Genomic DNA, 26,022 nt, shown 5'->3' on the forward strand with positions numbered 1-26,022 from the left:
GATGTTGGGGCTGCTGCGCAGCCCAATCGCGACACAAGGCCACTCCCATACCATTGAAACCCATCCCCTCCCGCCCCATCTAAGCACCATAGTCATTCACGCAGGTGCCCCATGAGCGACCAGCAGGATTTCCCGGAACACCCGGACGAACACAGCGAAGTCGAACACACCCTCCAGGCCGAAACCGGCCACGCCCTCGCCCTGCCCGGCCAGCAGTTGCCGGACAAGGTCTACGTCATCCCGATCCACAACCGCCCGTTCTTCCCGGCCCAAGTACTGCCGGTCATCGTCAATGAAGAACCCTGGGCCGAAACGCTCGACCTGGTGGCCAAGTCACCGGACCACTGCCTGGCGCTGTTCTTCATGGACACCCCGCCAGAAGACCACCGCCACTTCGACACCTCGGCACTGCCGCAGTACGGCACGCTGGTCAAGGTGCACCATGCCAGCCGCGAAAACGGCAAATTGCAGTTTGTCGCCCAGGGCCTGTCCCGGGTGCGTATCCGCAACTGGCTCAAGCACCACCGCCCGCCCTACCTGGTCGAAGTCGAATACCCGCGCCAGCCCGCCGAGCCGACCGACGAGGTCAAAGCCTACGGTATGGCACTGATCAACGCGATCAAGGAGCTGCTGCCGCTCAACCCGCTGTACAGCGAAGAGCTGAAGAACTACCTCAACCGCTTCAGCCCCAACGACCCCTCGCCGCTCACCGACTTCGCCGCCGCGCTCACCTCGGCCACCGGCAACCAGTTGCAGGAAGTGCTCGACTGCGTGCCCATGCTCAAACGCATGGAAAAGGTACTGCCAATGCTGCGCAAAGAGGTGGAAGTCGCACGCTTGCAGAACGAGATTTCGGCCGAGGTCAACCGGCAGATCGGCGAGCACCAGCGCGAGTTCTTCCTCAAGGAACAACTCAAGGTCATCCAGCAGGAGCTGGGGCTGACCAAGGACGACCGCAGCGCCGACCTCGAACAGTTCGAACAGCGCCTGGAAGGCAAGACCCTGCCGCCCCAGGCACGCAAGCGCATCGATGAAGAGATGGGCAAACTGGCCATCCTGGAAACCGGCTCGCCCGAATACGCCGTCACCCGCAACTATCTGGAATGGGCCACCGCCCTGCCGTGGGGCGTTTACGGCAAAGACAAGCTCGACCTCAAACATGCGCGCAAAGTCCTCGACCAGTACCACGCCGGCCTCGACGACATCAAGGAGCGCATCCTCGAGTTCCTCGCCGTGGGCGCCTGGAAAGGCGAGATCAGCGGCTCGATCGTGCTGTTGGTGGGCCCGCCCGGGGTGGGCAAGACCAGCATCGGCAAGTCCATCGCCGAATCGCTCGGCCGGCCATTCTATCGCTTCAGCGTCGGCGGCATGCGTGACGAAGCCGAGATCAAGGGCCACCGCCGCACCTACATCGGTGCCCAGCCCGGCAAGCTGGTGCAGGCCCTGAAAGACGTCGAAGTGATGAACCCGGTGATCATGCTCGACGAAATCGACAAGATGGGCCAGAGCTATCAGGGTGACCCGGCATCAGCGTTGCTGGAAACCCTCGACCCCGAGCAGAACGTCGACTTCCTCGACCACTACCTCGACTTGCGCCTGGACTTGTCCAAGGTGCTGTTCGTGTGCACTGCCAACACCCTCGATTCGATACCCGGGCCGTTGCTCGACCGCATGGAAGTGATCCGCCTGTCCGGCTATATCACCGAAGAAAAAATGACCATCGCCAAGCGCCACCTGTGGCCCAAGCAGCTGGAAAAGGCCGGCGTTTCCAAGACCAGCCTCAGCATCAGCGACAGCGCACTGCGCCTGGTGATCGACGGTTATGCCCGCGAGGCCGGTGTGCGCCAGCTGGAGAAGCAACTGGGCAAACTGGTGCGCAAGGCCGTGGTCAAGCTGCTGGAAAACCCCGACGCCAAACTTAAGATCGGCACCAAAGACCTGGAGACCGCACTCGGCATACCGGTGTTCCGCAGCGAGCAGGTACTGGCTGGCAAAGGCGTTATCACCGGCCTGGCCTGGACCAGCATGGGCGGCGCCACGCTGCCGATCGAGGCGACCCGCATCCACACCCACAACCGCGGCTTCAAGCTGACGGGCAAACTGGGTGACGTGATGAAGGAGTCTGCCGAAATTGCCTACAGCTACATCAGCTCCAACCTCAAGCAATTTGGCGGAGATCCTGGTTTCTTCAACGAAGCGTTCATCCACCTGCACGTACCCGAAGGCGCCACGCCCAAAGACGGCCCCAGTGCCGGCATCACAATGGCCAGCGCGTTGCTTTCACTGGCCCGCGACCAGCCTGCCAAAAAGGGTGTCGCCATGACGGGCGAGCTGACCCTCACCGGCCAGGTACTGCCGATTGGCGGCGTGCGCGAGAAGGTGATTGCGGCGCGGCGGCAGAAGATTTTCGAACTGATCCTGCCGGAGCCCAACCGCGGCGACTTCGAAGAACTGCCGGACTACCTGCGCGAAGGCCTGACAGTGCATTTCGCCAAGCGCTTTGCCGACGTGGCGAAAGTGCTGTTCTAGCCTGTACCGGCCTCTTCGCGGGCAAGCCCGCACCTGCACGGGTACGCTACCCCTGCAGGCGCGGGCTTACTCGCGAAAGGGCCGGCACAGGCAACACAAATGTCCTCGATCATCGGTTATCCTCAGGCCATCGCCAGCCTTCGGAGCCACCATGACCTCTCCTCGTCTGCTCGTTCCCCTGAGCTTCGCCCTGCTTTCTGCCTGCGCTCAACAACCCTCGCAGCCTGTTGACCTGGACGCCGAAAGCGAATGCCCAAAGCGCCTGCAGGTCGGTCAGGTCCTCACGCTTACCCTGCCCAGCAACCCCACCACCGGCTACCGCTGGCTGTTACAGAACCCGGCGCCCAACGTATTGCAAAGCCTTGGCCCCGAGGTTTACAGCGCGCCTGAAGACACCGGTATCGTCGGCAGCTCGGGCATGTCGACCTGGCGCTTCCAGGCCCGCGCTGCCGGCGAAGGGAACCTGGTATTGGTCTACCAGCAACCCTGGGCCCCGGAAGTGCGCCCGGTGCAGACCTTCGATTGCGCCATTCGGGTCAATTGAACGCACAGCGCTGGTCAGCCAACCATGCATCCCGGCTGCGGTTTGGCTAGAATGCGCCCCCTGCCTATCACCAGCCGCCTGGATTCGCCGTGAGCAAACAACCCGACCGCCTTTTCTCCCAACCCCTGGAGCAGGTGCCCGACTTCGTCTTCAACGAAGACGTCGTACGTGTGTTCCCGGACATGATCAAGCGCTCGGTGCCCGGTTACCCAACCATTGTCGAGAACCTCGGGGTTCTGGCCGCCCGGTTCGCCCAGCCAGGCACCGCACTGTACGATCTGGGCGCATCGCTGGGCGCCGTTACCCAGTCGCTGCGTCGCCATGTGCGCAGCGACGGCTGCAGGGTAATCGCGGTGGATAACTCCGCTGCCATGGTCGAGCGCTGCCGGCAGTACCTCACTGCACAAGATTCGATGTTCCAGGAGTTGCTGCCGGTGCACGTGCTGGAGGCCGATATCCTTGCCCTGCCCTTCGAGCCGGCCTCGGTAGTGGCGATGAACTTCACCCTGCAGTTCATTGCCCCTGACCAGCGCCTTGAACTGCTCGGGCGAATCCGCCAGGCGCTGCTGCCCGGCGGCGCGCTGATTCTGTCGGAGAAGCTGCGCTTCGCCGATGAGCAAGCGCAGGACCTGCTCAATGAACTGCACCTGGATTTCAAACGGGCCAATGGCTACAGCGAACTGGAGATCGCCCAGAAGCGCAGTGCCATCGAAAACGTGATGAAGCCCGATACACTCGAAACCCACCAGGAACGCCTGCGCGCAGCCGGCTTCTCGAAAGTGGTGCCTTGGTTCCAATGCCTTAACTTCGCCTCGTTGATAGCCCTGCCATGATCGATCTGTCTCCCCTCGTCCGCCGCCTGGCGGGCACGCCCCTGGCTTCCTGGTCGCAAGGCCTGCAAGCGCAACTGGACGCCAAGCTGGAAAAGGGTCACGGTGACCTCGACCGCTGGCGCGGGGCGCTGGAAGCCCTGCCCGCCCTGCAACCCAGTGAAGTCGACCTGGTCAACGGGTTGCGTCTGGATTGCGACTGCGACGACGCCACCCGCGCGCAGATGCGCCAGGCACTGATGGGCCTGTCGCCCTGGCGCAAGGGTCCATTTGACCTGTTTGGCGTGCACGTTGACACCGAATGGCGTTCGGACTGGAAGTGGTCGCGGGTCGGCCCGCACCTGGACCTCAAAGGCAAACGCGTACTCGACGTGGGCTGTGGCAATGGCTACTACCAATGGCGCATGCTCGGCGCCGGCGCAGACATGGTGGTCGGGGTCGACCCCAACTGGCTGTTCTTCTGCCAGTTCCAGGCCGTGCAGCAATACCTGCCGGAGTTACCGGCCTGGCACCTGCCGTTCGCCCTGGAAGACCTGCCCGCCAACCTTGAAGGTTTCGATACCGTGTTTTCCATGGGCGTGTTCTATCACCGCCGCTCGCCCATCGAGCACCTGCTGGCGCTCAAGGACTGCCTGGTCAAAGGTGGCGAGCTGGTGCTGGAAACGCTGGTTATCGAGGGCGACGAAAACCAGGTGCTGGTGCCTGAGGACCGCTACGCACAGATGCGCAACGTCTGGTACCTGCCGTCGGTACCGGCGTTGGCCCGCTGGTTGCGCCGTGCCGGCTTCAGCGATGTGCGCTGCGTCGACGTCAGCGTGACCAGCGTCGAGGAGCAGCGCAGCACCGATTGGATGCGCTACCAGTCGCTGAGCGACTTCCTCGACCCGAACGACCACAGCAAGACCGTCGAAGGCCTGCCTGCCCCACGCCGCGCCACCCTGCTGGCGCGCAAATAAAAAAGGCGCCCGCAGGGGCGCCTGAATACACCTGCGGCGAGGAGCCGTCGCGGCGCAGGTGTCGTTACCTCAATCCTTGGCCACCTCACGCGCCTTCTCTTGCGCCTTGCGCTCGCGCTCGGCAACAGCCTGTTGCTTGTCGCCATGCAGTCGCTGCTGGTCTTCGCGGAAGGCTTGCCAGAACTGCTTCGAGCGCTCCGCACCGCCCTCGGCATAAACACTGGCGCTGCCCAGGGCAAGGGTGGCCAACAGCAGGTATTTGGTCAGGTTCATCGTGTTTGCCTCGTAATAACCGATCAGACACGGTCATCCTAGCGAGGGCTGGCTAACGGCAAGGTGAGGCGGGGATTACAGTCCTGCAATGTGGCCTTGTGTGGACTGTTCGGGCCTCTTCGCGGGTAAACCCGGTCCTACAGGCGCGGCTTACCCGCGAAGAGGCCCGAACAGACAGCCAGATAACAGCTGAATTACAAATCCGTTATCTGCACCGCAGGCCTTTTTTCATGCCGTAACATTGGGACGCTTGACCCTGATGTCACTACAGGGTCAAGAATCGCCCCCTTTCAATACACCGAGCCCCCCATGCGCCTACTGATCATTGAGGACGAGCTGCGTACCGCCGACTACCTGCAACAGGGCCTTCGCGAGAACGGTTACGTGGTCGACTGCGCCCACACAGGCACCGATGGCCTGCACCTGGCACGCCAACAGGCCTATGACCTGGTCATTCTCGACGTCAACCTGCCCGAAATCGATGGCTGGACCGTGCTGCAGCGGCTACGTGCCGAATCGGCCACGCGCATCATGATGCTGACCGCCCACGGTCGCTTGGCCGACCGGGTAAAAGGCCTGGACTTGGGCGCGGATGACTACCTGCTCAAGCCCTTTGAGTTCCCTGAGCTACTGGCGCGCATCCGCAGCCTGCTACGCCGCAACGACCAGCAACTGCAGCCCAGCACCCTGCGCGTCGCTGACCTGGAACTGGACCCCGGCCGCCACCGCGCCTACCGCGCCGGGCAGCGCATCGACCTGACCGCCAAGGAGTTCGCCCTGCTGCACCTGCTAATGCGCCAGACTGGCGAAGTGTTGTCGCGCACGCAAATCATCTCGCTGGTGTGGGACATGAACTTCGACTGCGACACCAACGTGGTCGAGGTCTCGATCCGGCGCCTGCGGGCGAAGATCGACGACCCGTTCGACAACAAGCTGATCCATACCCTGCGTGGTGTGGGCTACGTACTTGAGGCTCGCCTTTGAAAAACGCCAGCCTGTCGTTACGCCTGGGTCTGAGCGTGACATTGATGGGCGCCGCACTGGTGCTGCTGCTGGCCTGCCTGGCCGTGTTTGCCCTGGATCACGAACTGGACAGCCGCGCGCGCAAGGATTTGGCGCGCAAGATGCTTCAGGTCGAGCACAATCTGCGTGTCGACCTGCGCAGCGAGGACCTGGGCAGCCGCGCCCATCCACTGCTGGACCTGGTGATGGGGCATGACAACCTAAGCCTCAGTGTGCTGGCTCTCGACGGCCGCCACCCCCACCTGCTCAGCCTCGGCCCGGCCCTGGAATCGCGGGTCGGTGAACTGCACACCGATGCGCGCCTGGCCTTTCACGCCTGGCGTGACAGCGGCGGTAACCAGATCCTCACCGTTACCCGGCTGATGCGCCTGCGCGACAACACCCCTGTCAAGGTGATGATGTCGCTCAACCGCGCCGACGACAACGCCCTGCTGCAAGCCTACCTGCACTCGACGTTGCTCGCCTTGCCACTGCTACTGGTTTTGATTGGTGCGGGGGCATGGTGGCTGATGCAGCGCGGCCTGAAACCATTGCGGCACTTCCGGCGCATTGCCGGGCAGGTGTCGGCCCAGGACCTGCAGCATCGCCTGCCCGCTACCGCCCTGCCGCAGGAACTGGCAGACCTGGCCGGCAGTATCAACGTGATGCTCGATCGACTCGACCAAGGTGTCAGGCAGCTGTCGCAGTTCTCTGACGACCTGGCCCATGAACTGCGCACACCGTTGAGCAACCTGATGGGCAAGGCGCAGGTGACACTGGCCCGTGAGCGGGACAACGCCAACTATCGGGAAGTGCTTGAAGACAGCATCGAAGAACTGACCCGGCTCAACCGCATCATCAACGACATGCTGTTTCTTGCCCAGGTCAGCCAGCCGCATACGCAGGTTGCGTTGAAACCCTTGGCGCTGTCCGACGAGGCAGCGCGGGTTGTCGAGCTGTTTGCCTACAGTGCCGAGCTGAAAGAAATTGAGCTACGTGTTCAGGGCTGGGGGACTGCGCTGGGAGACCGGCTGATGTTTCAGCGGGCACTGTCGAACCTGTTGAGCAACGCCATACGGCACAGTCCCGAGGGTAAACCCGTGGCTCTGCGCATCGAACGCTCGGGCAGCGAAATCAGGCTATCCGTGGAGAACCAGGGGCCGGGTGTGCCTGCAGAGCACCAGTCGCGCTTGTTCGAGCGGTTTTACCGGGTAGGTTCGGGGCGTTCGCGGCTGGAGGGCGGGACCGGGTTGGGGTTGGCGATCGTGAAGTCGATCATGCAGTTGCATGGCGGGCGGGTCGAGGTCAGCAGCTGCCCCCTGGGGCCTACCCGGTTTACCCTGGTGTTTCCTGCCGAGTGATCGGCCGCCTGTGCTGGCCTCTTCGCGGGCTTGCCCGCTCCCNGTGGGTACCTGTGGGAGCGGGCAAGCCCGCGAAGAGGCCGGTACAGGCGACCAACAATCAGCGCGAAGCCGCCACGATCAGCGCCTTCATCTCGGCCACAGCAGCCTTGAAGCCGACAAACAAGGCATGCGCCACCAATGCATGGCCAATGTTCAGCTCATTGATACCCTTGATCGCCGCCACCGCCTCGACGTTGTGGTAGTGCAGCCCGTGACCCGCATTGACGATCAGCCCATGCCCCACGCCAACCGCCACACCCTCGACGATCCGCTGGAGCTCTTCAGCCACTTCGGTGGGGGTTTCGGCATCGGCATAACGGCCGGTGTGAAGCTCGATGGCCGGTGCGCCAACCCGATGCGAGGCCTCGATCTGCCGTTCGTCGGCGTCGATGAACAGCGACACCTCGGCACCGGTACGCGCCAGCCGTTCGACTGCAGCCTTGATCCGCGCTTCCTGCCCTGCCACATCCAGGCCACCTTCAGTGGTCAGCTCCTGACGGGTTTCGGGTACAAGGCAGATGTGCGCCGGGCGAATCTTCTCGGCAAAGGCCATCATCTCTTCGGTGACGCCCATCTCGAAGTTCATGCGGGTCTGCAGCACATCCTTGAGCAGCACAACGTCACGCTCCTGGATGTGCCGGCGGTCTTCACGCAGGTGCACGGTGATGCCATCGGCGCCTGCTTCCTCGGCGTCCAGGGCAGCCTTGACCGGGTCAGGGTAGCGCGTGCCACGGGCCTGGCGCAGGGTCGCCACGTGGTCGATGTTTACGCCAAGAAGCATGCGGTTACTGTGAGTCACGAAAGGCTCTCCTGAAGATTGAGCCCAACAGCATACGTCCTGATCAGCGCTTGCGAAACAGTTCCCGGCTGACCAGCGGTTTTGCCCCCAGGTGAACTGCCAGTGCCTGGCGCATCAGCCGCTTTGCAGCGAGCAAGGCGCCAGGTGCGTCCCAATCGGCTTCAGCCAGGGCCAGCAACTCGATCCCGCGAAACAGGCCGGGCTGCAACAGCTCGACCCGCTCCAGGCCGGCATCCACGCGCAGGCGATACAGGCCGTCGGCGGCGATCGGCTGGTCGTTGACGTCTTGGCTCAATGAAAACGCATACCCGAGCTCATCAAGCAGCCGCCATTCGAACGAACGCAGCAGAGGTTCCAGCGGGCGGCCTTCAGCCAGGGCCTGCAAGGTCAGGGTGTAGTGTTCGAAAATGGCCGGAAACGGTGCTTCGGCGGGCAGCAGCCGCATCAGCAACTCATTCAGGTACAAACCGCTGAACAGCGCATCGCCATGCAGCCAGGCGGCGATGCCGCTGCTGTCCATGCGGCCGACATTCTTCAGCTCGCCGCGCCCCCGCAGCTCTAGCTCCAGGAGGACGAACGGCCGCACCAGGCTACCGCCCTTACCCCGCGCGCGACGTAGCACGGCGCGCATGCGGCCCTGCGGGGTGAAAAAGTCCACCAGCGCGCTGGTTTCCTTATAGGCACGGCTGTGCAGCACATAGGCTGGCTGGCCGACAGGTTGTTCCATTAAAAATCACTCGCGCCGAGGGTTGCACTGGCCCTTGTGGGAGCGGCCTTGTGTCGCGAAAAGGGCCGCAAAGCGGCCCCAGATTTTTAGCTTTGCAGCATAAATCGCCGGGGCTGCTGCGCGGCCCTATCGCAACACGAGGCCGCCCCTACAGGGACCAGCGCGCGGCTTACAGGTCGCCGTAGCCCAGCGAACGCAGGGCGCGCTCGTCGTCGGACCAGCCGCCCTTTACCTTGACCCACAGGTTGAGCATGACCTTGGAATCGAACAGCACTTCCATGTCCTTGCGCGCCTCGGAACCGATGCGCTTGATGCGCTCACCCTTGTCACCAATGATGATTTTTTTCTGGCCATCGCGTTCAACCAGGATCAACGCGTGAATGTGCAGCACATGGCCCTGCTGCTTGAATTCTTCGATCTCCACGGTGATCTGGTACGGCAACTCCGCACCCAACTGGCGCATGATCTTCTCGCGCACCAGTTCGGCGGCCAGGAAGCGGCTGCTACGGTCGGTGATCTGGTCTTCGGGGAAGAAATGATCGTTCTCGGGCAGGTGCTTGGCGATCTGTGCTTCCAGCGCCTCGAGATTGTGCCCCTGCTGTGCGGAAATCGGCATCACCTCGGCGTTCGGCAGCTGCTCTTGCAGCCACTGCAGGTGCGGGATCAGCTCGGCTTTCTCTTCCATACGGTCGGTCTTGTTGACCGCGATGATCAGCGGGCCGGTCACATATTGCACGCGCTCCAGCACCAGTTGGTCCTCGTCGGTCCACTTGGTACGGTCGACCACGAAGATCACCACGTCGACGTCCTTGAGGGCCGCCGAGGCATTGCGGTTCATGTAACGGTTCAGGGCCTTGTCGTTGGCCTTGTGCATACCGGGGGTATCGACGTAGATGGCCTGCACATCACCTTCGGTCTTGATGCCGAGCATGTTGTGGCGGGTGGTCTGCGGCTTTCGCGAAGTAATCGCCAGCTTCTGGCCCAGGATGTGGTTGAGCAGGGTCGACTTGCCGACGTTGGGACGGCCAACAATGGCTACGTAGCCGCAGCGGGTCGGGTTACTATCAGTCATTGCCATTCTCCACGCCCAGGGCGATCAGTGCAGACGCGGCGGCGACTTGCTCGGCAATACGCCGGCTAACGCCTTGACCACGGCTCTTGTTGTTCAGCAGTACCACTTCGCATTCGACGAAGAAGGTCCGGCAGTGTGGTTCACCCTGGATATCCACGACTTCGTAACGCGGCAGCTCACAGCTGCGCGACTGCAGGAACTCTTGCAGGCGGGTTTTCGGATCTTTATTGGTGTCGACCAGTGTCAGGCCTTCAAACTCATCGGCCAGCCAGGCCAGGATGCGCTCCCGGGCGGTGTCCATGTCAGCGTCCAGGTAGATGGCACCAATCAGTGCCTCCAGGGCGTCGGCCAGGATCGACTCGCGGCGAAAGCCGCCGCTCTTGAGTTCTCCGGAACCCAGGCGCAGGTAATCGCCCAGATCAAAACCACGGGCCAGACGGGCCAGGGTCTCTCCCTTGACCAACCGCGCACGCAGCCGCGACAACTGGCCTTCGCGGGCCTGCGGAAAACGCTCGAACAGCGCTTCGCCGGCAACGAAGTTGAGAATGGCGTCACCGAGGAACTCCAGGCGCTCATTGTTGCGCCCGGCGTAACTGCGATGGGTCAGTGCCAGGAGCATCTGGTCCTGGTTCTTGAAGGTGTAACCGAGCTTTCGCTCCAGACCGGCAAGGGAAGCACTCATGCGGCCACCCGATCGTTGTTCAACGCGTTGTTCAAATCAACATCCTGAAAGACTGTTTGGCTGTGGTCCGCCGATTGGTGTGTGGCGAATCTCCCGATCCCTGAGAACACAGCCTATGTCAGAAATGCATTCGGCGCTGTCTGCTGGACAGCGCCGATGGGTATCAATGGATCAGGCCAACCCGCGACAGGTTGGGCAAGTGGCTGAGTTTGGGCTCTGGCCAGCTCATCCACACCGCGAAGGCCTTGCCGACAATGTTCCGGTCCGGAACCATGCCGTGCAGTTCCTTGGGAATGTTCGGGTCATCCCAGAAACGGCTATCGTTGGAGTTGTCGCGGTTGTCGCCCATCATGAAGTAATGGCCCGCAGGCACGGTCCACTGCTGGTCCGGCGGCATGCGATAACGGCTCATTTCCTTGCGGATCAGGTGTTCGGCCGCGCCGAGCTTTTCCTTGTACAGCTGAGCACTGCCCAGGGTACCCGGCTCGCTGCCCACCAGTTGTTCGGCAACGGGCTGGCCGTTGACGAACAGCCGCTTGTCGTTGGTGTAGCGGACCACGTCGCCCGGCAGGCCAACCACACGCTTGATGTAGTTGACATTCGGGTCGCTCGGGTAGCGGAACACCATCACATCCCCGCGTTGCGGGTCACCGACCTCGATGACCTTCTTGTCGATCACCGGCAGGCGAATGCCGTACGAGAATTTGTTCACCAGGATGAAGTCGCCCACTTCCAGGGTCGGTTTCATCGATCCCGAAGGGATCTGGAACGGCTCGACCAGGAACGAACGCAGCACCAGCACGATGAACAGCACCGGGAAGAACGACTTGCCGTACTCGACCAGCAACGGCTCCTTGTTCAGCCGTTCGACCACCGCCATCTCAGGCTGGCTGACGCTGCCCTGATAGTTGGCGATTGCCGCACGCCGGCGCGGGGCCAGGAACAGCAGGTCGATCAAGCCCAGCAGACCGCAGATGAAGACGGCGATGACTAGCAACAGCGGGAAATTTAGCGACATAGGACCTAGCTATCCAACCTGAGCACGGCGAGGAAGGCTTCTTGTGGAATTTCCACATTGCCCACCTGTTTCATGCGTTTCTTACCGGCCTTCTGCTTCTCCAGCAGCTTCTTCTTACGGCTGACGTCACCGCCGTAGCACTTGGCCAGTACGTTCTTTCTGAGCGCCTTGACGGTTGTCCGCGCAATGATCTGGCCGCCAATGGCTGCCTGGATCGCTACGTCGAACATCTGCCGAGGGATCAGTTCCTTCATCTTCTCGGTCAACGCACGGCCTTTGTAGGCCGCGTTGTCGCGGTGCACGATCAATGCCAGGGCATCGACCTTGTCGCCATTGATCAGTACGTCCAGCTTGACCAGGTTGGCCGACTGGTAGCGATCGAAATGATAATCCAGCGAAGCATAGCCGCGGCTGGTGGATTTGAGGCGGTCGAAGAAGTCGAGCACCACTTCGTTCATCGGCATGTCGTAACGCACCTGCACCTGACTGCCGAGGAACTGCATGTCGCGCTGTACGCCACGCTTCTCGATGCACAGGGTGATGACGTTGCCCAGGTGCTCCTGCGGAACCAGGATGGTCGCGGTGACGATCGGCTCGCGGAAGTCGGCTACAGCCGAGACGTCCGGCAGCTTGGACGGGTTGTCGACGACGATGGTTTCGCCGGTTTTCAACTCCAGCTCATAGATCACGCTGGGTGCGGTGGTGATCAGGTCCAGGTCGTATTCGCGCTCCAGGCGCTCCTGGATGATCTCCATGTGCAACATGCCCAGGAAACCGCAACGGAAGCCAAAGCCCAGCGCGTCGGAGCTTTCCGGCATGTACTGCAGCGAGGAGTCGTTCAGGGTCAGCTTCTGCAGAGCGTCGCGGAAATCCTCGAAGTCGTCGGAGCTGACCGGGAACAGGCCGGCGTAGACCTGCGGCTGAATTTTCTTGAAGCCTGGCAACACCTCGACCTCAGGGGTCGAGGACAGGGTCAGGGTGTCGCCAACCGGGGCACCGTGGATGTCCTTGATGCTGGCGATGATGAAGCCTACTTCGCCGGCTTTCAGATCAGCGGTCTGGGTGTGTTTCGGGGTGAAGACACCGACGCTGTCGACCAGGTGCACCTTGCCGGTGGACTTGACCAGGATCTTGTCGCCTTTCTTGACGCGGCCCTGGCGCACACGCACCAGCGAGACCACACCCAGGTAATTGTCGAACCAGGAGTCGATGATCAGCGCTTGCAGCGGTGCATCGATCTCACCTTCTGGCGCGGGGATGGTGTGCACCAGGCGCTCGAGCACCTCGTCAACGCCCATACCGCTCTTGGCGCTGCAGGCCACGGCGTCGGTGGCATCGATACCGATGATCTTCTCGATCTCGTCCTTGACGCGGTCCGGGTCGGCCTGGGGCAGGTCCATCTTGTTCAGGACCGGCATGACCTCCAGGCCCTGCTCGATGGCGGTGTAGCAGTTGGCTACGGACTGGGCCTCCACGCCCTGACCGGCGTCAACCACCAGCAGTGCCCCTTCACAGGCCGCCAGCGAACGCGAAACTTCGTAGGTGAAGTCGACGTGGCCGGGGGTATCGATGAAGTTCAGCTGGTAGGTCTTGCCGTCCTGCGCCTTGTAGTGAAGGGTGACGCTGTGGGCCTTGATGGTGATACCGCGCTCACGCTCCAGGTCCATGGAATCGAGCACCTGGGCTTCCATCTCGCGCGCCGACAGGCCACCGCACATCTGGATGAAACGGTCAGCCAGCGTCGACTTGCCATGGTCGATGTGGGCGATGATGGAGAAATTGCGGATATGACTCAAATCACTCACGGGTCAACACTCGAAAAGGCTGCGAGCCGGACGCCCGCCGAAAAATAGCCGGGAATTGTACCTTAAGCTGCTGGGTTATGGGAGATTCCTCTGTCCGACTGTACACAGCAATCATTCCGGCAATTGTGAAGATTCATGAAAAAGGGCAGCCGAAGCTGCCCTTTCGCCTTGCGAAACCGCTTATTCAGCAAGCTTGAAGGTGATGAAGCTAGCGCGGCCCTGACGCAGCACGCGCATCGACACAGATCGGTTCTTCGGCAGTTCCTTGGCGATTTCGGTGAATTCCTTCGCCGAACCGATAGCCTGGTTGTTCAGATGGCTGATGACATCACCCGGGCGCAAGCCGATCATGGCTGCCGGGCCATCCTGCACTTCCTTGATGACCACGCCACCTTTGAGCTCCAGGGACTTTTTCTGCTCGGCGGTCAGGTCGGCGACCGATACACCCAGGCGGTTGCTGCTGCGCTCGGCGCCGCCTTCGGTGCCAGCGCCAATCTCAACGTCGTCATCCGGCAGCGCGCCGACGCTGATGTCCAGGTTCTGGCGCTTGCCATTGCGGATGATTTCCAGCTTGGCCTTCTCGCCATCCTTGAGGCCGCCAACCAGGTGCGGCAGATCGGCCGACATGACGATTGGCTGGCCGTTCATGCTGAGGATCACGTCGCCCACCTGCAGGCCGCCTTTGGCTGCCGGGCCGTTTTCCAGCACCTGGGCCACCAGGGCGCCCGCCGGTTTGTCCAGGCCGAACGATTCAGCCAGGTCCTTGTTGACCTCCTGAATCACTACGCCCAGCCAGCCGCGGCTGACCTTGCCGTCTTTCTTCAGCTGGTTGGAGACATCAATCGCCACGTCAATCGGGATGGCGAACGACAGCCCCATGAAACCGCCAGAACGGGTGAAGATCTGCGAGTTGATACCCACCACTTCGCCTTTCATGTTGAACAGGGGGCCGCCGGAGTTACCCGGGTTGATGGCCACGTCGGTCTGGATGAACGGTACGTAGGTGTCATTGGGCAGGGTCCGGCCCTTGGCGCTGACGATACCTTTGGTCACCGAATGGTCGAAGCCGAACGGTGAACCGATGGCCAGTACCCACTCGCCCACCTTGAGCTTCTCGGAGTCACCCAGTTTCACCGTTGGCAAATTCTTGCCATCGACCTTCAGCAGCGCCACGTCAGTACGCGGGTCGGTACCCACCAGCTTGGCCTGGAGCTCGCTACGGTCCGACAGGCGGACGATGATCTCGTCGGCATCGGCCACCACATGGTTATTGGTGAGCACGTAGCCATCACTGGAGATGATGAAACCCGAGCCCAGCGACTGCGCCTCGCGCTGGCGGTCGCCGCGCGGCGAGCGCGGCTGCTGGGGCATGTTGCGCTCGAAGAACTCGCGGAACATCGGCGGCAGGCCTTCCAGGTCCGGCATCTGGCCTGCGGCGATTCGGCGGTCAGGCAGCTTCTGCTTGGTACTGATGTTGACCACCGCCGGCGAAGCCTGCTCCACCAGGGTGGTGAAGTCCGGCAGGGCTTCCTCGGCCTGGGCGGTGAGGACTTGGCCGAGCATCAGCACAGCAGCGAACATCATTAGGTAGGATTTCAAGCGTGGTATTGACATACGACTCCCGTCACAACGAGCGGTAGTTTGGAAAGACCCCTGCACAACGCAGAAAGGCCAGGCTCTTCAAAGCCTGACCTATAGAAAATTTGCCGATGGATTGCAAATGACAATGCTTTAATTTCATTTCAGCCGTATACCCGCCCACCTTGGCTCGGCACGCAAAAGCGCGCCATTACTGGCGCGCCTGGGCATCCTGGGGGCGCATCGACAGGGCAACGCGCTCTGCCGTACCCAGCGGAATTTCGCCAACCACGGTCACCATCACTTTGCCCTTGGGTGTATTCAGGCGACGCGAGACTGCCGAAGTCGGGCCTAACTGGGTGCGCATGTCGGTGCCGCCATCATCGCTCACTTGCTCGATGAACACCGAAAAACGCGCCAGGCCGTCGTCATACATCAAGCTGCTGACCGAACTGTTGCGCTTGGGATCGCGGCGTACCGAGCTGTTGACCAGCTCGAAACCGGGTGGCAGCCAGTCCGAACGCCAACCCGCGACGGTATCATTGCTGCCGGCAGCCACATGCTGCACCGGCTTGCAGCCAGCACCTGGGCGCAGGTCAGCGTCGCTGGGGACATCATCGGTATCGAGACGGGTCATCTGGAAGCGTTCCAGCAACTGCCCCTTGTCGTTGAGCATCAAAGAACGCAGCGGCAAACCCGAGTGACGGTCCAGATGCAATTCGAATGCATAGCGATGCTGGTCGCGTGGCGTGAGCGCAATGATCACGGCATCGCGCCCGGCGACCCGTGACTTGCCTGCAACACTCAAATCGTACCAGCCCATCAGTTTCAGCGGATCAAGCACACGCGGTGCGGTATCCGGCGGCACCGTGACACCGCTGGCCAAGGCCCCGCTGACGCACTGCACCTTGCCATCTACGCGCACGATCTCCTGGGCGGCGCCATCAAGCTGCAACAGCCGCTCGCTGACCTTGCCGTCGTCGACCCTGTGCCAGATGTCGTGGGAGGAGAAACTGCCGTTGCGTTCGTAGACGAACGACCCTTGATAGCTCTGTTTTTGCTCGGCCTGTGCCAGCTTGTTCAGCCATTCACTCGCCTCAGGCGAAGAATTGGCCGCCAATGCTGGCACCGTCATGCAGCTGCCAATCAGCAGCGACAGGAGAGGTAGCGCGCGCATGATCCTCCTTACTTAACGGTTTTCCAGGCTGGCGGCGCGGGCATACGGCAATGCGGTTTCAGTGCCCTTGAGCGCAGATTCCTGGGCATGCTGGCGCAGGTAGCCTGGCAGACGCTGATCCCAGCCGGCCTGGTTCTGCAGCACGCCATTGGCCATCGGCCCGGTCGGTTGCTCACTGCTCTCACTATAGCCTGCCAAAACGGCCGGGCCTTGCGCTTGTGGCACACTCAGGCCCTGCTGGACAGGCTGCTGGGCAGCAAGCTCTGCACCCGTGATCTCGTCCTGGTTGTACATACGCACACCCGCCAGCACTGCCACGGTAACCGAGGCGGCAACCGCCAGGCGACCAATGCTGCGCCAAGGGCCTTTCTTGACCTTGGCTGGCACGGCTTCGTCGGCCAGCGCAGCGGACACCGCCGAGGCGATATCCAGGTTAGGCAGCAGCAGCTCCTTGTGCATGGCTGCTCGGGCAACCTGGTAACGCGACCAGGTGGCACGGGTTTCGGCGTCGTCGACGGCGTTCAACACCCGACGCAGTTCCAATTCATCCGCTTCGTTATCCATCACCGCGGACAGCGATTCCTGCAAAGCTTCACGACTCATGGCGGTTCCTCTCTTGGCGCTGTCGCCGCTGTCTCAGGTTTCCTGCAACAACGGCTGCAGGGCTTTATCTATGGCCTCCCGAGCGCGGAAGATTCGAGAGCGCACGGTACCCACCGGACATTGCATGACACTGGCAATGTCTTCGTAACTCAGCCCGTCGAACTCGCGTAGCGTCAATGCCGTACGCAGGTCTTCGGGCAGTTGCTGGATGGTGCGATGGACAGTGCCTTCGATTTCATCCCGCAACAACGAGCGCTCTGGGGACTCGAGATCCTTGAGACCATGATCGCCGTCGTAAAACTCCGCATCCTCGGAGCTCACATCACTGTCTGGCGGCCGTCTTCCACGGGACACCAGGTAATTCTTCGCCGTGTTGATGGCGATGCGGTACAGCCACGTATAAAACGCACTGTCGCCGCGGAAGTTGCCAAGCGCACGGTAGGCCTTGATGAAGGCTTCCTGTGCTACATCCTGGGCCTCGTGGGTATCGTGGACAAACCGCACGATCAACCCGAGAATCTTGTGCTGATACTTCAGCACCAACAGATCGAAAGCTCGCCTGTCGCCGCGCTGAACGCGCTCGACAAGCTGCTGATCCTCTTCCTGGGTTAGCATGAACACTCCTCAGTGAACTCGAAGGAGCGTTGCATCAGCCATCGCTCAGGCTTGCAAACATAGACTCGGGCTTTGCGCAAAAGTTCTCCCCTCCAAGCAAGTTTCCTGCAGCCCTTGGTCGGCTTGCACGGAAGACGCGGCGCGGTCACGGCCGGCTACGTCGATAATCAGGTTTCAAATACGCAGGGGTAAAGCCCGGAAAGGCCTGCCGCCCTGCGTCGCCGCGGCAAATTGTGGCGTACGGGCAGCCTTCATAGGATTTCCGGCCATGTCGGAAAGTTCCCACAAAGGTCGTCGCAACCTGGCAAGTGGCATGGAAATTGGCCACCCGGGGCTGCTATAAAGGCATCCCGGCCACGTTTAACGATAGTTTCACAATGCCATCCGCGCGTGACCATTGTGCCGTGCCCCTCCCAAAGATTACTAGTGTCCCGACATGAGCCAACAATTCCAACATGATGTCCTGGTGATCGGCAGCGGTGCCGCCGGTCTCAGCCTGGCACTTAACCTCCCCAGCCACCTTCGCGTTGCCGTATTGAGCAAGGGCGACCTGTCCAACGGCTCGACCTTCTGGGCCCAGGGCGGCGTCGCTGCAGTACTGGACAATACCGATACTGTGCAGTCGCATGTCGAGGACACCCTCAATGCCGGCGGCGGGCTGTGCCATGAAGACGCCGTGCGCTTTACCGTCGAGCACAGCCGCGAAGCGATCCAGTGGCTGATCGAACAAGGCGTGCCCTTCACCCGCGATGAGCACTACAGCGTCGACGATGGCGGTTTCGAGTTCCACCTCACCCGTGAAGGGGGCCATAGCCACCGGCGCATCATCCATGCCGCCGACGCTACCGGCGCGGCAATTTTCACCACGCTGCTGGAACAGGCTCGCCAGCGCCCGAACATCCAGCTGCTGGAACAGCGGGTGGCGGTCGACCTGATCACTGAACGCCGCCTGGGCCTGCCCGGCGAACGCTGCCTGGGCGCCTACGTGCTCGACCGCAACACCGGCGAGGTGGACACTTTCGGCGCGCGCTTCACCGTGCTGGCCACGGGCGGTGCGGCCAAGGTCTACCTCTATACCAGCAACCCCGATGGTGCCTGCGGTGACGGTATCGCCATGGCTTGGCGGGCCGGCTGCCGAGTGGCGAACCTGGAATTCAACCAGTTCCACCCGACCTGCCTGTATCACCCGCAGGCCAAGAGTTTCCTGATCACCGAAGCCCTGCGCGGCGAGGGCGCCCTGCTGCGCCTGCCCAACGGCGAACGCTTCATGCCACGCTTCGACCCACGCGAAGAGCTGGCCCCACGGGACATCGTGGCCCGCGCCATCGACCACGAGATGAAGCGCCTGGGCGTGGACTGCGTATACCTGGACATCACTCACAAGCCTGCAGATTTCATCAAGAGCCACTTCCCCACCGTGTACGAGCGCTGCCTGGCCTTTGGCATCGATATCACCCGTCAGCCGATCCCGGTGGTGCCTGCGGCGCATTACACCTGCGGCGGGGTGATGGTCGACGACTGCGGCCACACCGATGTGCCTGGCTTGTATGCCATCGGCGAAACCAGTTTCACCGGCCTGCACGGCGCCAACCGTATGGCCAGCAACTCGCTGTTGGAATGTTTCGTGTACGGTCGCGCCGCCGCTGCCGACATCCAGGCGCACCTGGAGCAAGTGGACATGCCCAAGGCCCTGCCCGGCTGGGACGCCAGCCAGGTGACCGACTCGGACGAGGACGTGATCATTGCGCACAACTGGGACGAACTGCGGCGCTTCATGTGGGACTACGTCGGCATCGTGCGCACCAGCAAGCGCCTGCAGCGGGCCCAGCACCGCATTCGCCTGCTGCTGGATGAAATCGACGAGTTCTACAGCAACTACAAGGTCAGCCGTGACCTGATCGAGCTGCGCAACCTGGCGCAAGTGGCCGAATTGATGATCCTGTCCGCCATGCAGCGCAAGGAAAGCCGAGGGTTGCATTACACACTGGATTATCCAGGGATGCTGGACGAGGCCAAGGACACCATCCTCAGCCCGCTCTGAAAACGGCGTCGCGGCCTTCGCGGGCTCGCCCGCTCCCNTTGCGCATTACCTGTGGGTGCGGGCGAGCCCGCGAAGAAACTGACCCGATCCTGATCTATGTCCGGCTCACCGCAGCCCAGCGCCGCCGGCTGAACTTCAATCGCACGCGCAACCGCCGATGCTCATCCGGCTCCAGCGCATCCCCCGGTACGCACTGGCTCTGCCCCAACCACCGCCCCGCCCGCTCAAAGCGCAACACCACCAGCCCAGGCAAAGCCACGCTGTCCCGGCACAAGCGCACTGACTGCCACCCACAGGCACGGCTGAACACCTGCCAGCCCCGCGCATCACGGCGCAGGCCGACAACCGCATGCTCATGGGTCAACAGGATACGTCGGGGGATGGCCCAGCCAGCGTGGGCCGTGCAGGCGGCGACAACCGAAAAGGTCAGCCACCCGGGCAGCGGGCTCGCCCACACGGCAAGCCACGCCAGTACCTGACAAGCCAGGTAGGCCACCAGCAGCAGGCGCGAGCCATGCCAGCGGCACTCGAAGCACTCACTTGGGCTGGACACGGTCCAGAATGATACGGACCATGCGCTGCAGTTCCGGGTCTTCGGACTCGGTGCGCTCCATGAACCAGCCGAACATGTCCTGATCCTCGCAGCTCAAGAGACGCACGTACAGTTCACGGTCGGTCTCATTGAGGGTGGGGTAGACTTCCTGGGTGAAAGGCACCAGCAGTACGTCCAGTTCCAGCATGCCGCGGCGGCTGTGCCAGAAAAGCCGGTTGAGTTCAGTTTGTTCGACCATGGGGCCCTCCTCGAATGGGCCGCCAGTATACAGCCAGGCGCGCGAAGCGACACCGGGCGTTGGTCTAGTCACCTACCTATTTTGTTACCGGCGTTCTATGATGGCCGCCAGTCTTTAGCCACCGCGATGACCCATGGCCGATTCCGCTTTCTTCTGCCCCCTGTCCCACGAGGGCATCCTCGCCGTCCGCGGCTCCGATGCAGGCAAGTTCCTGCAAGGCCAGCTGACCTGCAACATCAACTACCTCAGCCAGGAACACGCCAGCCTCGGCGCCCGCTGCATGGTCAAGGGGCGCATGCAGTCGAGCTTCCGCATAGTGCCCGAGGGCAACGGCTACTTGCTGGCCATGGCCAGCGAACTGCTCGACGCGCAACTGGCCGACCTGAAAAAGTACGCCGTATTCTCCAAGGCCACGCTGACCGACGAAAGCACCGCATGGGCACGCTTCGGCCTGCAAGATGGCGACACCGCGCTGCAGGCGCTGGGGCTTGTCGTGCCCGCAGCCGCTGGTAGCACCGTGCGCCATGACGGGCTGATCGCGATCGCCGTGTCCGCCGGCCGGGTTGAGCTGTGGGTGCCGGCGGCTGACGCCGAGCCTGTACGCCAGGCCCTCGCCGCAGCGCTGCCCGAAGGCACGCTCAACGACTGGCTGCTGGGCCAGATTCGCGCAGGTATCGGCCAGGTCATGGGCCCGACCCGTGAACTGTTCATCCCGCAGATGATCAACCTGCAGGCCGTCGACGGCGTCAGTTTCAAGAAAGGCTGCTACACCGGCCAGGAAATCGTCGCCCGCATGCAGTACCTGGGCAAACTCAAGCGCCGCCAGTACCGCCTGGCTCTGGACCAGCAGGCCATTCCGGCCCCGGGCGCCGAGATCTTCTCGCCCACCCATGGGTCGTCGGTCGGTGAAGTGGTCATTGCTGCCGGCAACGGCGCCGGCTGCGAACTGCTCGCAGTGCTGAGCGCCGAGGCGGTGGAAGACGGCAACCTGCACCTGGGCAGCCTCGAAGGCCCGCGCCTGCAGGTGCTGACCCTGCCTTACGAACTGGACCGCGACCGGGAAATCCAGCGCTGACCAGCCTGCCCCACCCCTGTGGCGGGGCCGCACCACCACTGCGGTAGACATGCCCATGAACAAGCTGGCCGAGTTGGTTCAAGCACAATTGCTCGACGCCATCGAAAAGGATGACCTGGTCCTGCCAACCCTGCCCGAGGTTGCCTTGAGCATCCGCGAAGCAGCGGAAGACAACGAGATCAGCGTAGCGGCCCTGAGCAAGGTGATCGGCCGCGACGCGGCCCTTTCAGCGCGCCTGATCAAGGTCGTCAACAGCCCACTGCTGCGTGCTGCGGTCGAGGTGACCGACCTGCATACCGCCATCACGCGGCTAGGCATCAACTACAGCTGCAACCTGGCCATCGGCCTGGTGATCGAGCAGATTTTCCATGCCCGCTCGCCGGCAGTCGAGCAGAAACTGCGCGATATCTGGGCCAGTAGCCTGGAAGTGGCGGGCATCAGCTACGAAATCTGCCGTCGCTTTACACCTCTGAAGCCTGACCAGGCCACCTTGGGTGGGCTGGTCAACCAGATTGGCGCGCTGCCGGTACTCATCTATGCCGAAGAGCACAACGAACTGTTGTCCGACCCGGTTTGCCTGCATTACGTGATCGAGCAACTCCAGCCGGTGCTGGGGGACAAGATCCTCAAGGCCTGGGAGTTTCCGGAGCAGTTGGTCAACCTGCCGAGCCAGGTTCATGACCTGGACCGCCAGACTGACAAGATCGATTACATTGACATCGTGCAGATCGCCCGCTGCATCAGTCAGCGCGGGCGCCACCGGCCATTGGCTGCGCTGCCGGCTTACCGCCATCTGGGTCTGCCGTTCGGCACCGAGCTGGAGGTCGATGAACTGCTAGAGGCGCGGAGCATGTTGCGCTGAGCTGTAACAGCCTGCCTGGGCCCTTTCGCAGGTGAGCCCGCGAAAGGGTCGACACAGGCAAACCCTCAATCCGCAATAAAACTCACCCGCACCCGCAACCCGCCCTTCTCGCCATCATGCAGGCTCACCTGCGCCAGGTGCGCCCGACAGATCTCGCCAACGATCGCCAGCCCTAGTCCACTGCCCTGCGCACTTCGCCGGTAGAAACGCTCGAACACCCGTTCGCGCTCGGCCTCGGGAATACCTGGCCCGTCGTCTTCCACTTCCAGCACCGCCGGCGCCATTACCCGCAAAATCACATTGCCACCCGCTGGCGTATGCGCCAAGGCATTGTCCACCAGGTTGCTCAACAACTCGTTGAGCAATGTCGGCTCCCCCTTCAGCCACACCGGCGCCTCGGCCTCCAGCGCCAACGCCACCCCGCGCTTGTGCGCCAAAGGCGCCATGGCCATGCCCAATTCGCGGGCCAGCTGGCTCAAATCCAGACGCTGCGCACCGCCCTCGGCAATGGCCCGTGCGCCATTCTCGACCCGTGCCAACGACAGTAGCTGGTTGGCCAGGTGGGTCAGCCTGTCGGTGCCCTGGGCTGCAGACTCCAAGGTCTGCCGCCACTCCTGTGGCTCGGCCGAGCGCAAGCCCAGCTCGACACGTGCCTTCAACGCCGCCAGCGGCGTTCGCAGTTCGTGGGCCGCGTCGGCAATGAACTGCGCCTGGCGCTCGAACTGGCCGCGCAAGCGCTCGGTAAAGTGGTTCAAGGCGCGCACCAGCGGGCCCAGCTCGCGCTGTACCTGTACCACCGGCAACGCTCGCAAGTCGTCCGGCTGACGTTCCTCCACCGCTGTGCGCAGGCGCTCCAACGGCCGCAACGCGGCACTCACGGCAAACCACACCATCACCAACGCCCCCAGTGCCAGCATGCCCAGGCGCAGCAGGGTATCGGCCATCAGCCCTCGGGCCATACGCACCCGCGCTTCCTCGGTTTCGGCTACGCGGATTTCTGCCATGCCGTTCATGTTCGGCTCGCTGACCGGCTTCAGCAGGCTGACCACACGAACGTCCTGGCCCAGGTAAGTGGCGTTGTAGAACCGTGCCAATGCCGGATAGTCGTCGGTGCGCGGCGTGCCAGGCGGCGGTGGCGGCAGGTTCTCGTAGCCAGAAATCAGCCTTTGCTGGATATCCAGCACCTGATAGTAAATGCGCCCCGCACTGTCATAGGCGAACGTGTCCAGCGCCACGTAAGGCACATCCGCGCTCAACGAACCATCGCGCTGCGACAGGCCCGCGGCGATGGTTCTCGCCGAAGCCAGCAGGGTGCGGTCGTAGGCGGTGTCGGCGGCCTCGCGGCCATTCCAGTAGGCGCTAAGGCCGCTGGCCAGCATCAGCACCACCAGCAACAGCGCCAAATTACCCAGCAAGCGCCCGCGCAGGCTGCCGTTGTCACGCATCGCGGTGCTCAAGCAAATAACCCAGACCACGGAAAGTGACGATGGCTACGGGGTGCCCGTCGAGCTTCTTGCGCAGGCGGTGAATGTAGATTTCGATGGCGTCAGGGCTGGCTTCTTCGTCCAGGCCAAACACCTGGGCAGCCAGCTGCTCCTTGCTCATCACCCGACCCGGGCGGGCGATCAGCGCTTGCAGCACACTCTGCTCGCGTGAGGTCAGCGTCAGGTTGTCATCACCGAGGGTGAAGCGCCGGGTGTCCAGGTCATACACCAACGGCCCACAGCGTTGCTGTCGCTCGCCACCGAGCACACTACGGCGCAGCAAGGCCTTGACCCGCGCTTCCAGCTCGGTCAGCTCAAACGGCTTGGCCAGATAATCGTCGGCGCCCAGGTTCAGGCCATGGACCCGGTCCTTGACGTCGCTGCGCGCAGTCAGCATCAGCACTGGCAAGGTTTTGCCACGGCCTCGCAAGCGCGCCAGTACCTCAAAGCCGTCCATGCGCGGCAGGCCGACATCCAGCACGGCCACGGCGTATTCCTCACTGGCCAGCGCCAAGTCGGCAGCCACGCCGTCATGCAGCACATCTACGGTCAGGCCATGGCTTTTCAAGGCCAGGGCCACGCTTTCGGCCAGTTGCAGGTGGTCTTCGACCAGTAGCACACGCATCGGATTCTCCCGGCTCGGGTGGGGCGGTGGCGCGGAGTGTACCGCTGTCACCACGCCTGTGAAGCCCCTCGTGACAAACCTTTCACGCTGAAAGGTTAGCGAAAGGTTCGTTGCCTAGCATCGCACCACGGTCGCCCTTCGCGCCGAAAAAAGCACCAGCAAGGTGCAACGAATAAGAACAATAAACGGAGTCATCGACGATGCTGTCATTGCAGCCGCAGGCGTTCGCGCCTACCCGTTCCTTTGCCGCACGCCCCTCAGCCATCGCCAGCGCCCTCGCGCTTGCCGGTGTCGCCCCGATGAGCCAGGCCGCCTTCTTCGAAGACAGCACGGCCACCTTCGAAACCCGCAACATGTACTTCAACCGCGACTTCCGCGACGGCACCAGCGCGCAGCAATCCAAGCGCGATGAATGGGCCCAGGGCTTCATCCTCAATTTCGAGTCTGGCTACACCGATGGCACCGTAGGCTTTGGCCTGGACGCATTGGGCATGCTCGGCATCAAGCTCGACTCCAGCCCCGACCGTACCGACAGCGGCCTGCTGCCGACCCACGATGACGGCAAGGCTGCCGACGAATACTCCAAGCTGGGCCTGACCGGCAAGGTGAAGATCTCCCAGACTGAACTCAAGATCGGCACCCTGATCCCCGAATTGCCGACCCTGCAGCCCAACGACGGGCGTATCCTGCCGCAAACCTTCGAGGGCGGCCTGCTCACCTCCAAAGAGATCAAGGGCCTGACCTTCACCGGTGGCCGCCTGGACAAGGCCAAGGATCGCAACGACACCAACTGGGAAGACCTGGCGCTGAACAACAAGAACGGCCGCTTCGGTGGCAGCTTCAGCGCTGACAACCTGGCCCTGGGCGGGCTCGACTACCAGTTCACCGACCGCATCACCGGCAGCTACCACTTCGCCCAGCTCGACGATATTTACCGCCAGCACTTCATCGGCATGGTCGCCACCCAGCCATGGGGCCCGGGCACCTTGGGTGCCGACCTGCGCCTTGCCATCAGCGACGACGCCGGTGCAGCCAAGGCCGGCAACATCGACAACACCACCGTCAACGGCATGCTCAGCTATGCCCTGGGCGGGCACAAGGTCAGCGCCGCCTGGCAGCAGCTGTCTGGCGAAAGTGCCTTCCCGTATGTAGATGGCGCCGACCCGTACCTGGTCAACTTCGTCCAGATCAACGACTTCGCCGGTGCCGACGAACGCTCCTGGCAGGCGCGCTACGACTACAACTTCGCCGCGCTCGGCGTACCGGGTCTGACCTTCATGACCCGTTACATCAGCGGTGACAACGTCAGCCGTGCTGCCGGTGGCGAAGGCAAAGAGTGGGAACGCAACACCGAACTGAAGTACGTGGTACAAAGCGGCCCGTTGAAGAACGTCGCCGTGCGCCTGCGCAACGCCACCTTCCGCTCCAACTTCGCCCGTGACGCGGATGAAGTGAGGCTGTTGGTCAGCTACAGCGTGGCGCTGTGGTAACCCCATAGCGGTAATCCAATAACAACAACGCTCACGGAGAT

25 protein-coding genes are annotated in these 26,022 nt (G+C 62.5%); 10 read left to right on the forward strand and 15 right to left on the reverse strand.

The window, feature by feature from the left end; all coding sequences use genetic code 11:
- Nucleotides 1-111 precede the first annotated feature (111 nt).
- The 4 genes from lon (at nt 112) to cmoB (ending at nt 4,859) form a co-directional block, all read left to right on the forward strand.
- Nucleotides 112-2,529, forward strand: a complete 2,418-nt coding sequence (lon, locus tag ACTJJN_RS21025; RefSeq protein ID WP_012053599.1) for an endopeptidase La — start codon at nt 112-114, stop codon at nt 2,527-2,529.
- A 151-nt stretch (nt 2,530-2,680) separates the two neighbouring features.
- A complete protein-coding gene (locus ACTJJN_RS21030) occupies nt 2,681-3,073 on the forward strand; it encodes a protease inhibitor I42 family protein (protein WP_003252079.1) in 393 nt (130 codons plus the stop codon).
- A gap of 89 nt (nt 3,074-3,162) precedes the next feature.
- Nucleotides 3,163-3,906, forward strand: coding sequence for a carboxy-S-adenosyl-L-methionine synthase CmoA (cmoA, locus tag ACTJJN_RS21035; RefSeq protein ID WP_004575434.1), 744 nt, complete (start codon nt 3,163-3,165; stop codon nt 3,904-3,906).
- Nucleotides 3,903-4,859 carry a tRNA 5-methoxyuridine(34)/uridine 5-oxyacetic acid(34) synthase CmoB gene (gene cmoB, locus ACTJJN_RS21040; protein ID WP_004575433.1) on the forward strand — a complete coding sequence of 319 codons (957 nt, stop codon included), beginning with the start codon at nt 3,903-3,905 and terminating at the stop codon, nt 4,857-4,859. Before cmoA ends, cmoB begins: the two co-directional genes overlap by 4 nt.
- A gap of 69 nt (nt 4,860-4,928) precedes the next feature.
- Here cmoB and ACTJJN_RS21045 read toward each other — a convergent pair whose 3' ends face one another.
- On the reverse strand, nt 4,929-5,132 hold the full coding sequence (locus ACTJJN_RS21045) for a hypothetical protein (RefSeq protein WP_003252072.1): 204 nt from the start codon (nt 5,130-5,132) through the stop codon (nt 4,929-4,931).
- Between the two features lie 309 nt (nt 5,133-5,441).
- On the opposite strand from ACTJJN_RS21045, the gene ACTJJN_RS21050 reads away from it, so the two are divergent.
- Nucleotides 5,442-6,116 (forward strand): heavy metal response regulator transcription factor, encoded by a 675-nt coding sequence (locus ACTJJN_RS21050; protein ID WP_003252070.1) that lies wholly within the window; start codon nt 5,442-5,444, stop codon nt 6,114-6,116.
- The gene (locus ACTJJN_RS21055; RefSeq protein WP_440781589.1) at nt 6,113-7,495 is read left to right on the forward strand and encodes a heavy metal sensor histidine kinase; all 1,383 of its coding nucleotides are present in this window, start codon (nt 6,113-6,115) and stop codon (nt 7,493-7,495) included. Before ACTJJN_RS21050 ends, ACTJJN_RS21055 begins: the two co-directional genes overlap by 4 nt.
- 100 nt (nt 7,496-7,595) lie before the next feature.
- Here ACTJJN_RS21055 and pdxJ read toward each other — a convergent pair whose 3' ends face one another.
- The 10 genes from pdxJ to rpoE all read right to left on the reverse strand — a co-directional run bounded on the left by pdxJ (nt 7,596) and on the right by rpoE (nt 17,613).
- The gene (gene pdxJ / locus ACTJJN_RS21060) at nt 7,596-8,318 is read right to left on the reverse strand and encodes a pyridoxine 5'-phosphate synthase (RefSeq protein ID WP_014754330.1); all 723 of its coding nucleotides are present in this window, start codon (nt 8,316-8,318) and stop codon (nt 7,596-7,598) included.
- Between the two features lie 61 nt (nt 8,319-8,379).
- Nucleotides 8,380-9,063 carry a DNA repair protein RecO gene (gene recO, locus ACTJJN_RS21065; protein ID WP_012053602.1) on the reverse strand — a complete coding sequence of 228 codons (684 nt, stop codon included), beginning with the start codon at nt 9,061-9,063 and terminating at the stop codon, nt 8,380-8,382.
- 169 nt (nt 9,064-9,232) lie between these two features.
- Nucleotides 9,233-10,135: a GTPase Era gene (gene era / locus ACTJJN_RS21070; protein ID WP_003252061.1), complete on the reverse strand. Its 903-nt coding sequence runs from the start codon at nt 10,133-10,135 to the stop codon at nt 9,233-9,235.
- Nucleotides 10,128-10,817 (reverse strand): ribonuclease III, encoded by a 690-nt coding sequence (gene rnc / locus ACTJJN_RS21075; protein WP_003252059.1) that lies wholly within the window; start codon nt 10,815-10,817, stop codon nt 10,128-10,130. The genes era and rnc overlap by 8 nt, the downstream gene beginning before the upstream one ends.
- Before the next feature lie 163 nt (nt 10,818-10,980).
- On the reverse strand, nt 10,981-11,835 hold the full coding sequence (gene lepB, locus ACTJJN_RS21080; RefSeq protein WP_003252057.1) for a signal peptidase I: 855 nt from the start codon (nt 11,833-11,835) through the stop codon (nt 10,981-10,983).
- 5 nt (nt 11,836-11,840) lie between these two features.
- Nucleotides 11,841-13,640, reverse strand: a complete 1,800-nt coding sequence (gene lepA / locus ACTJJN_RS21085; protein ID WP_010952535.1) for a translation elongation factor 4 — start codon at nt 13,638-13,640, stop codon at nt 11,841-11,843.
- Between the two features lie 180 nt (nt 13,641-13,820).
- On the reverse strand, nt 13,821-15,224 hold the full coding sequence (locus tag ACTJJN_RS21090; protein ID WP_014859165.1) for a DegQ family serine endoprotease: 1,404 nt from the start codon (nt 15,222-15,224) through the stop codon (nt 13,821-13,823).
- Nucleotides 15,225-15,429: 205 nt separating this feature from the next.
- Complete coding sequence (locus ACTJJN_RS21095; protein ID WP_012053605.1) at nt 15,430-16,395, reverse strand: MucB/RseB C-terminal domain-containing protein; 966 nt, start codon at nt 16,393-16,395, stop codon at nt 15,430-15,432.
- 12 nt (nt 16,396-16,407) lie between these two features.
- Nucleotides 16,408-16,998: a sigma-E factor negative regulatory protein gene (locus ACTJJN_RS21100; protein ID WP_003252050.1), complete on the reverse strand. Its 591-nt coding sequence runs from the start codon at nt 16,996-16,998 to the stop codon at nt 16,408-16,410.
- A gap of 33 nt (nt 16,999-17,031) precedes the next feature.
- Nucleotides 17,032-17,613 (reverse strand): RNA polymerase sigma factor RpoE, encoded by a 582-nt coding sequence (gene rpoE, locus ACTJJN_RS21105; RefSeq protein ID WP_003252049.1) that lies wholly within the window; start codon nt 17,611-17,613, stop codon nt 17,032-17,034.
- 436 nt (nt 17,614-18,049) lie between these two features.
- Between rpoE and nadB the strand changes: the two genes are divergently transcribed.
- Entirely contained in the window at nt 18,050-19,654 is a 1,605-nt protein-coding gene (nadB, locus tag ACTJJN_RS21110) for an L-aspartate oxidase (RefSeq protein WP_003252045.1), read from the forward strand.
- Nucleotides 19,655-19,748: 94 nt separating this feature from the next.
- Here nadB and ACTJJN_RS21115 read toward each other — a convergent pair whose 3' ends face one another.
- A complete protein-coding gene (locus ACTJJN_RS21115) occupies nt 19,749-20,207 on the reverse strand; it encodes a protein YgfX (RefSeq protein WP_014754337.1) in 459 nt (152 codons plus the stop codon).
- Nucleotides 20,191-20,445, reverse strand: coding sequence for an FAD assembly factor SdhE (locus ACTJJN_RS21120; protein ID WP_003252043.1), 255 nt, complete (start codon nt 20,443-20,445; stop codon nt 20,191-20,193). Before ACTJJN_RS21120 ends, ACTJJN_RS21115 begins: the two co-directional genes overlap by 17 nt.
- A gap of 133 nt (nt 20,446-20,578) precedes the next feature.
- On the opposite strand from ACTJJN_RS21120, the gene ygfZ reads away from it, so the two are divergent.
- Both ygfZ and ACTJJN_RS21130 read left to right on the forward strand, forming a co-directional pair.
- A complete protein-coding gene (gene ygfZ / locus ACTJJN_RS21125) occupies nt 20,579-21,520 on the forward strand; it encodes a CAF17-like 4Fe-4S cluster assembly/insertion protein YgfZ (protein WP_004575166.1) in 942 nt (313 codons plus the stop codon).
- Nucleotides 21,521-21,575: 55 nt separating this feature from the next.
- Complete coding sequence (locus tag ACTJJN_RS21130; protein ID WP_004575165.1) at nt 21,576-22,382, forward strand: HDOD domain-containing protein; 807 nt, start codon at nt 21,576-21,578, stop codon at nt 22,380-22,382.
- A gap of 65 nt (nt 22,383-22,447) precedes the next feature.
- On the opposite strand, the gene ACTJJN_RS21135 is transcribed toward ACTJJN_RS21130, so the two are convergent.
- Nucleotides 22,448-23,827, reverse strand: a complete 1,380-nt coding sequence (locus ACTJJN_RS21135; protein WP_012053609.1) for a sensor histidine kinase — start codon at nt 23,825-23,827, stop codon at nt 22,448-22,450.
- The gene (locus ACTJJN_RS21140) at nt 23,820-24,491 is read right to left on the reverse strand and encodes a response regulator (protein ID WP_003252029.1); all 672 of its coding nucleotides are present in this window, start codon (nt 24,489-24,491) and stop codon (nt 23,820-23,822) included. Before ACTJJN_RS21140 ends, ACTJJN_RS21135 begins: the two co-directional genes overlap by 8 nt.
- A 200-nt stretch (nt 24,492-24,691) precedes the next feature.
- Here ACTJJN_RS21140 and ACTJJN_RS21145 point away from each other — a divergent pair, with 200 nt between their 5' ends.
- On the forward strand, nt 24,692-25,981 hold the full coding sequence (locus tag ACTJJN_RS21145) for an OprD family porin (RefSeq protein ID WP_003252026.1): 1,290 nt from the start codon (nt 24,692-24,694) through the stop codon (nt 25,979-25,981).
- The last annotated feature ends 41 nt before the right edge of the window (nt 25,982-26,022 follow it).

The sequence above is a fragment of the Pseudomonas sp. 22515 genome (assembly GCF_052044625.1).
Lineage (GTDB): Bacteria > Pseudomonadota > Gammaproteobacteria > Pseudomonadales > Pseudomonadaceae > Aquipseudomonas > Aquipseudomonas alloputida.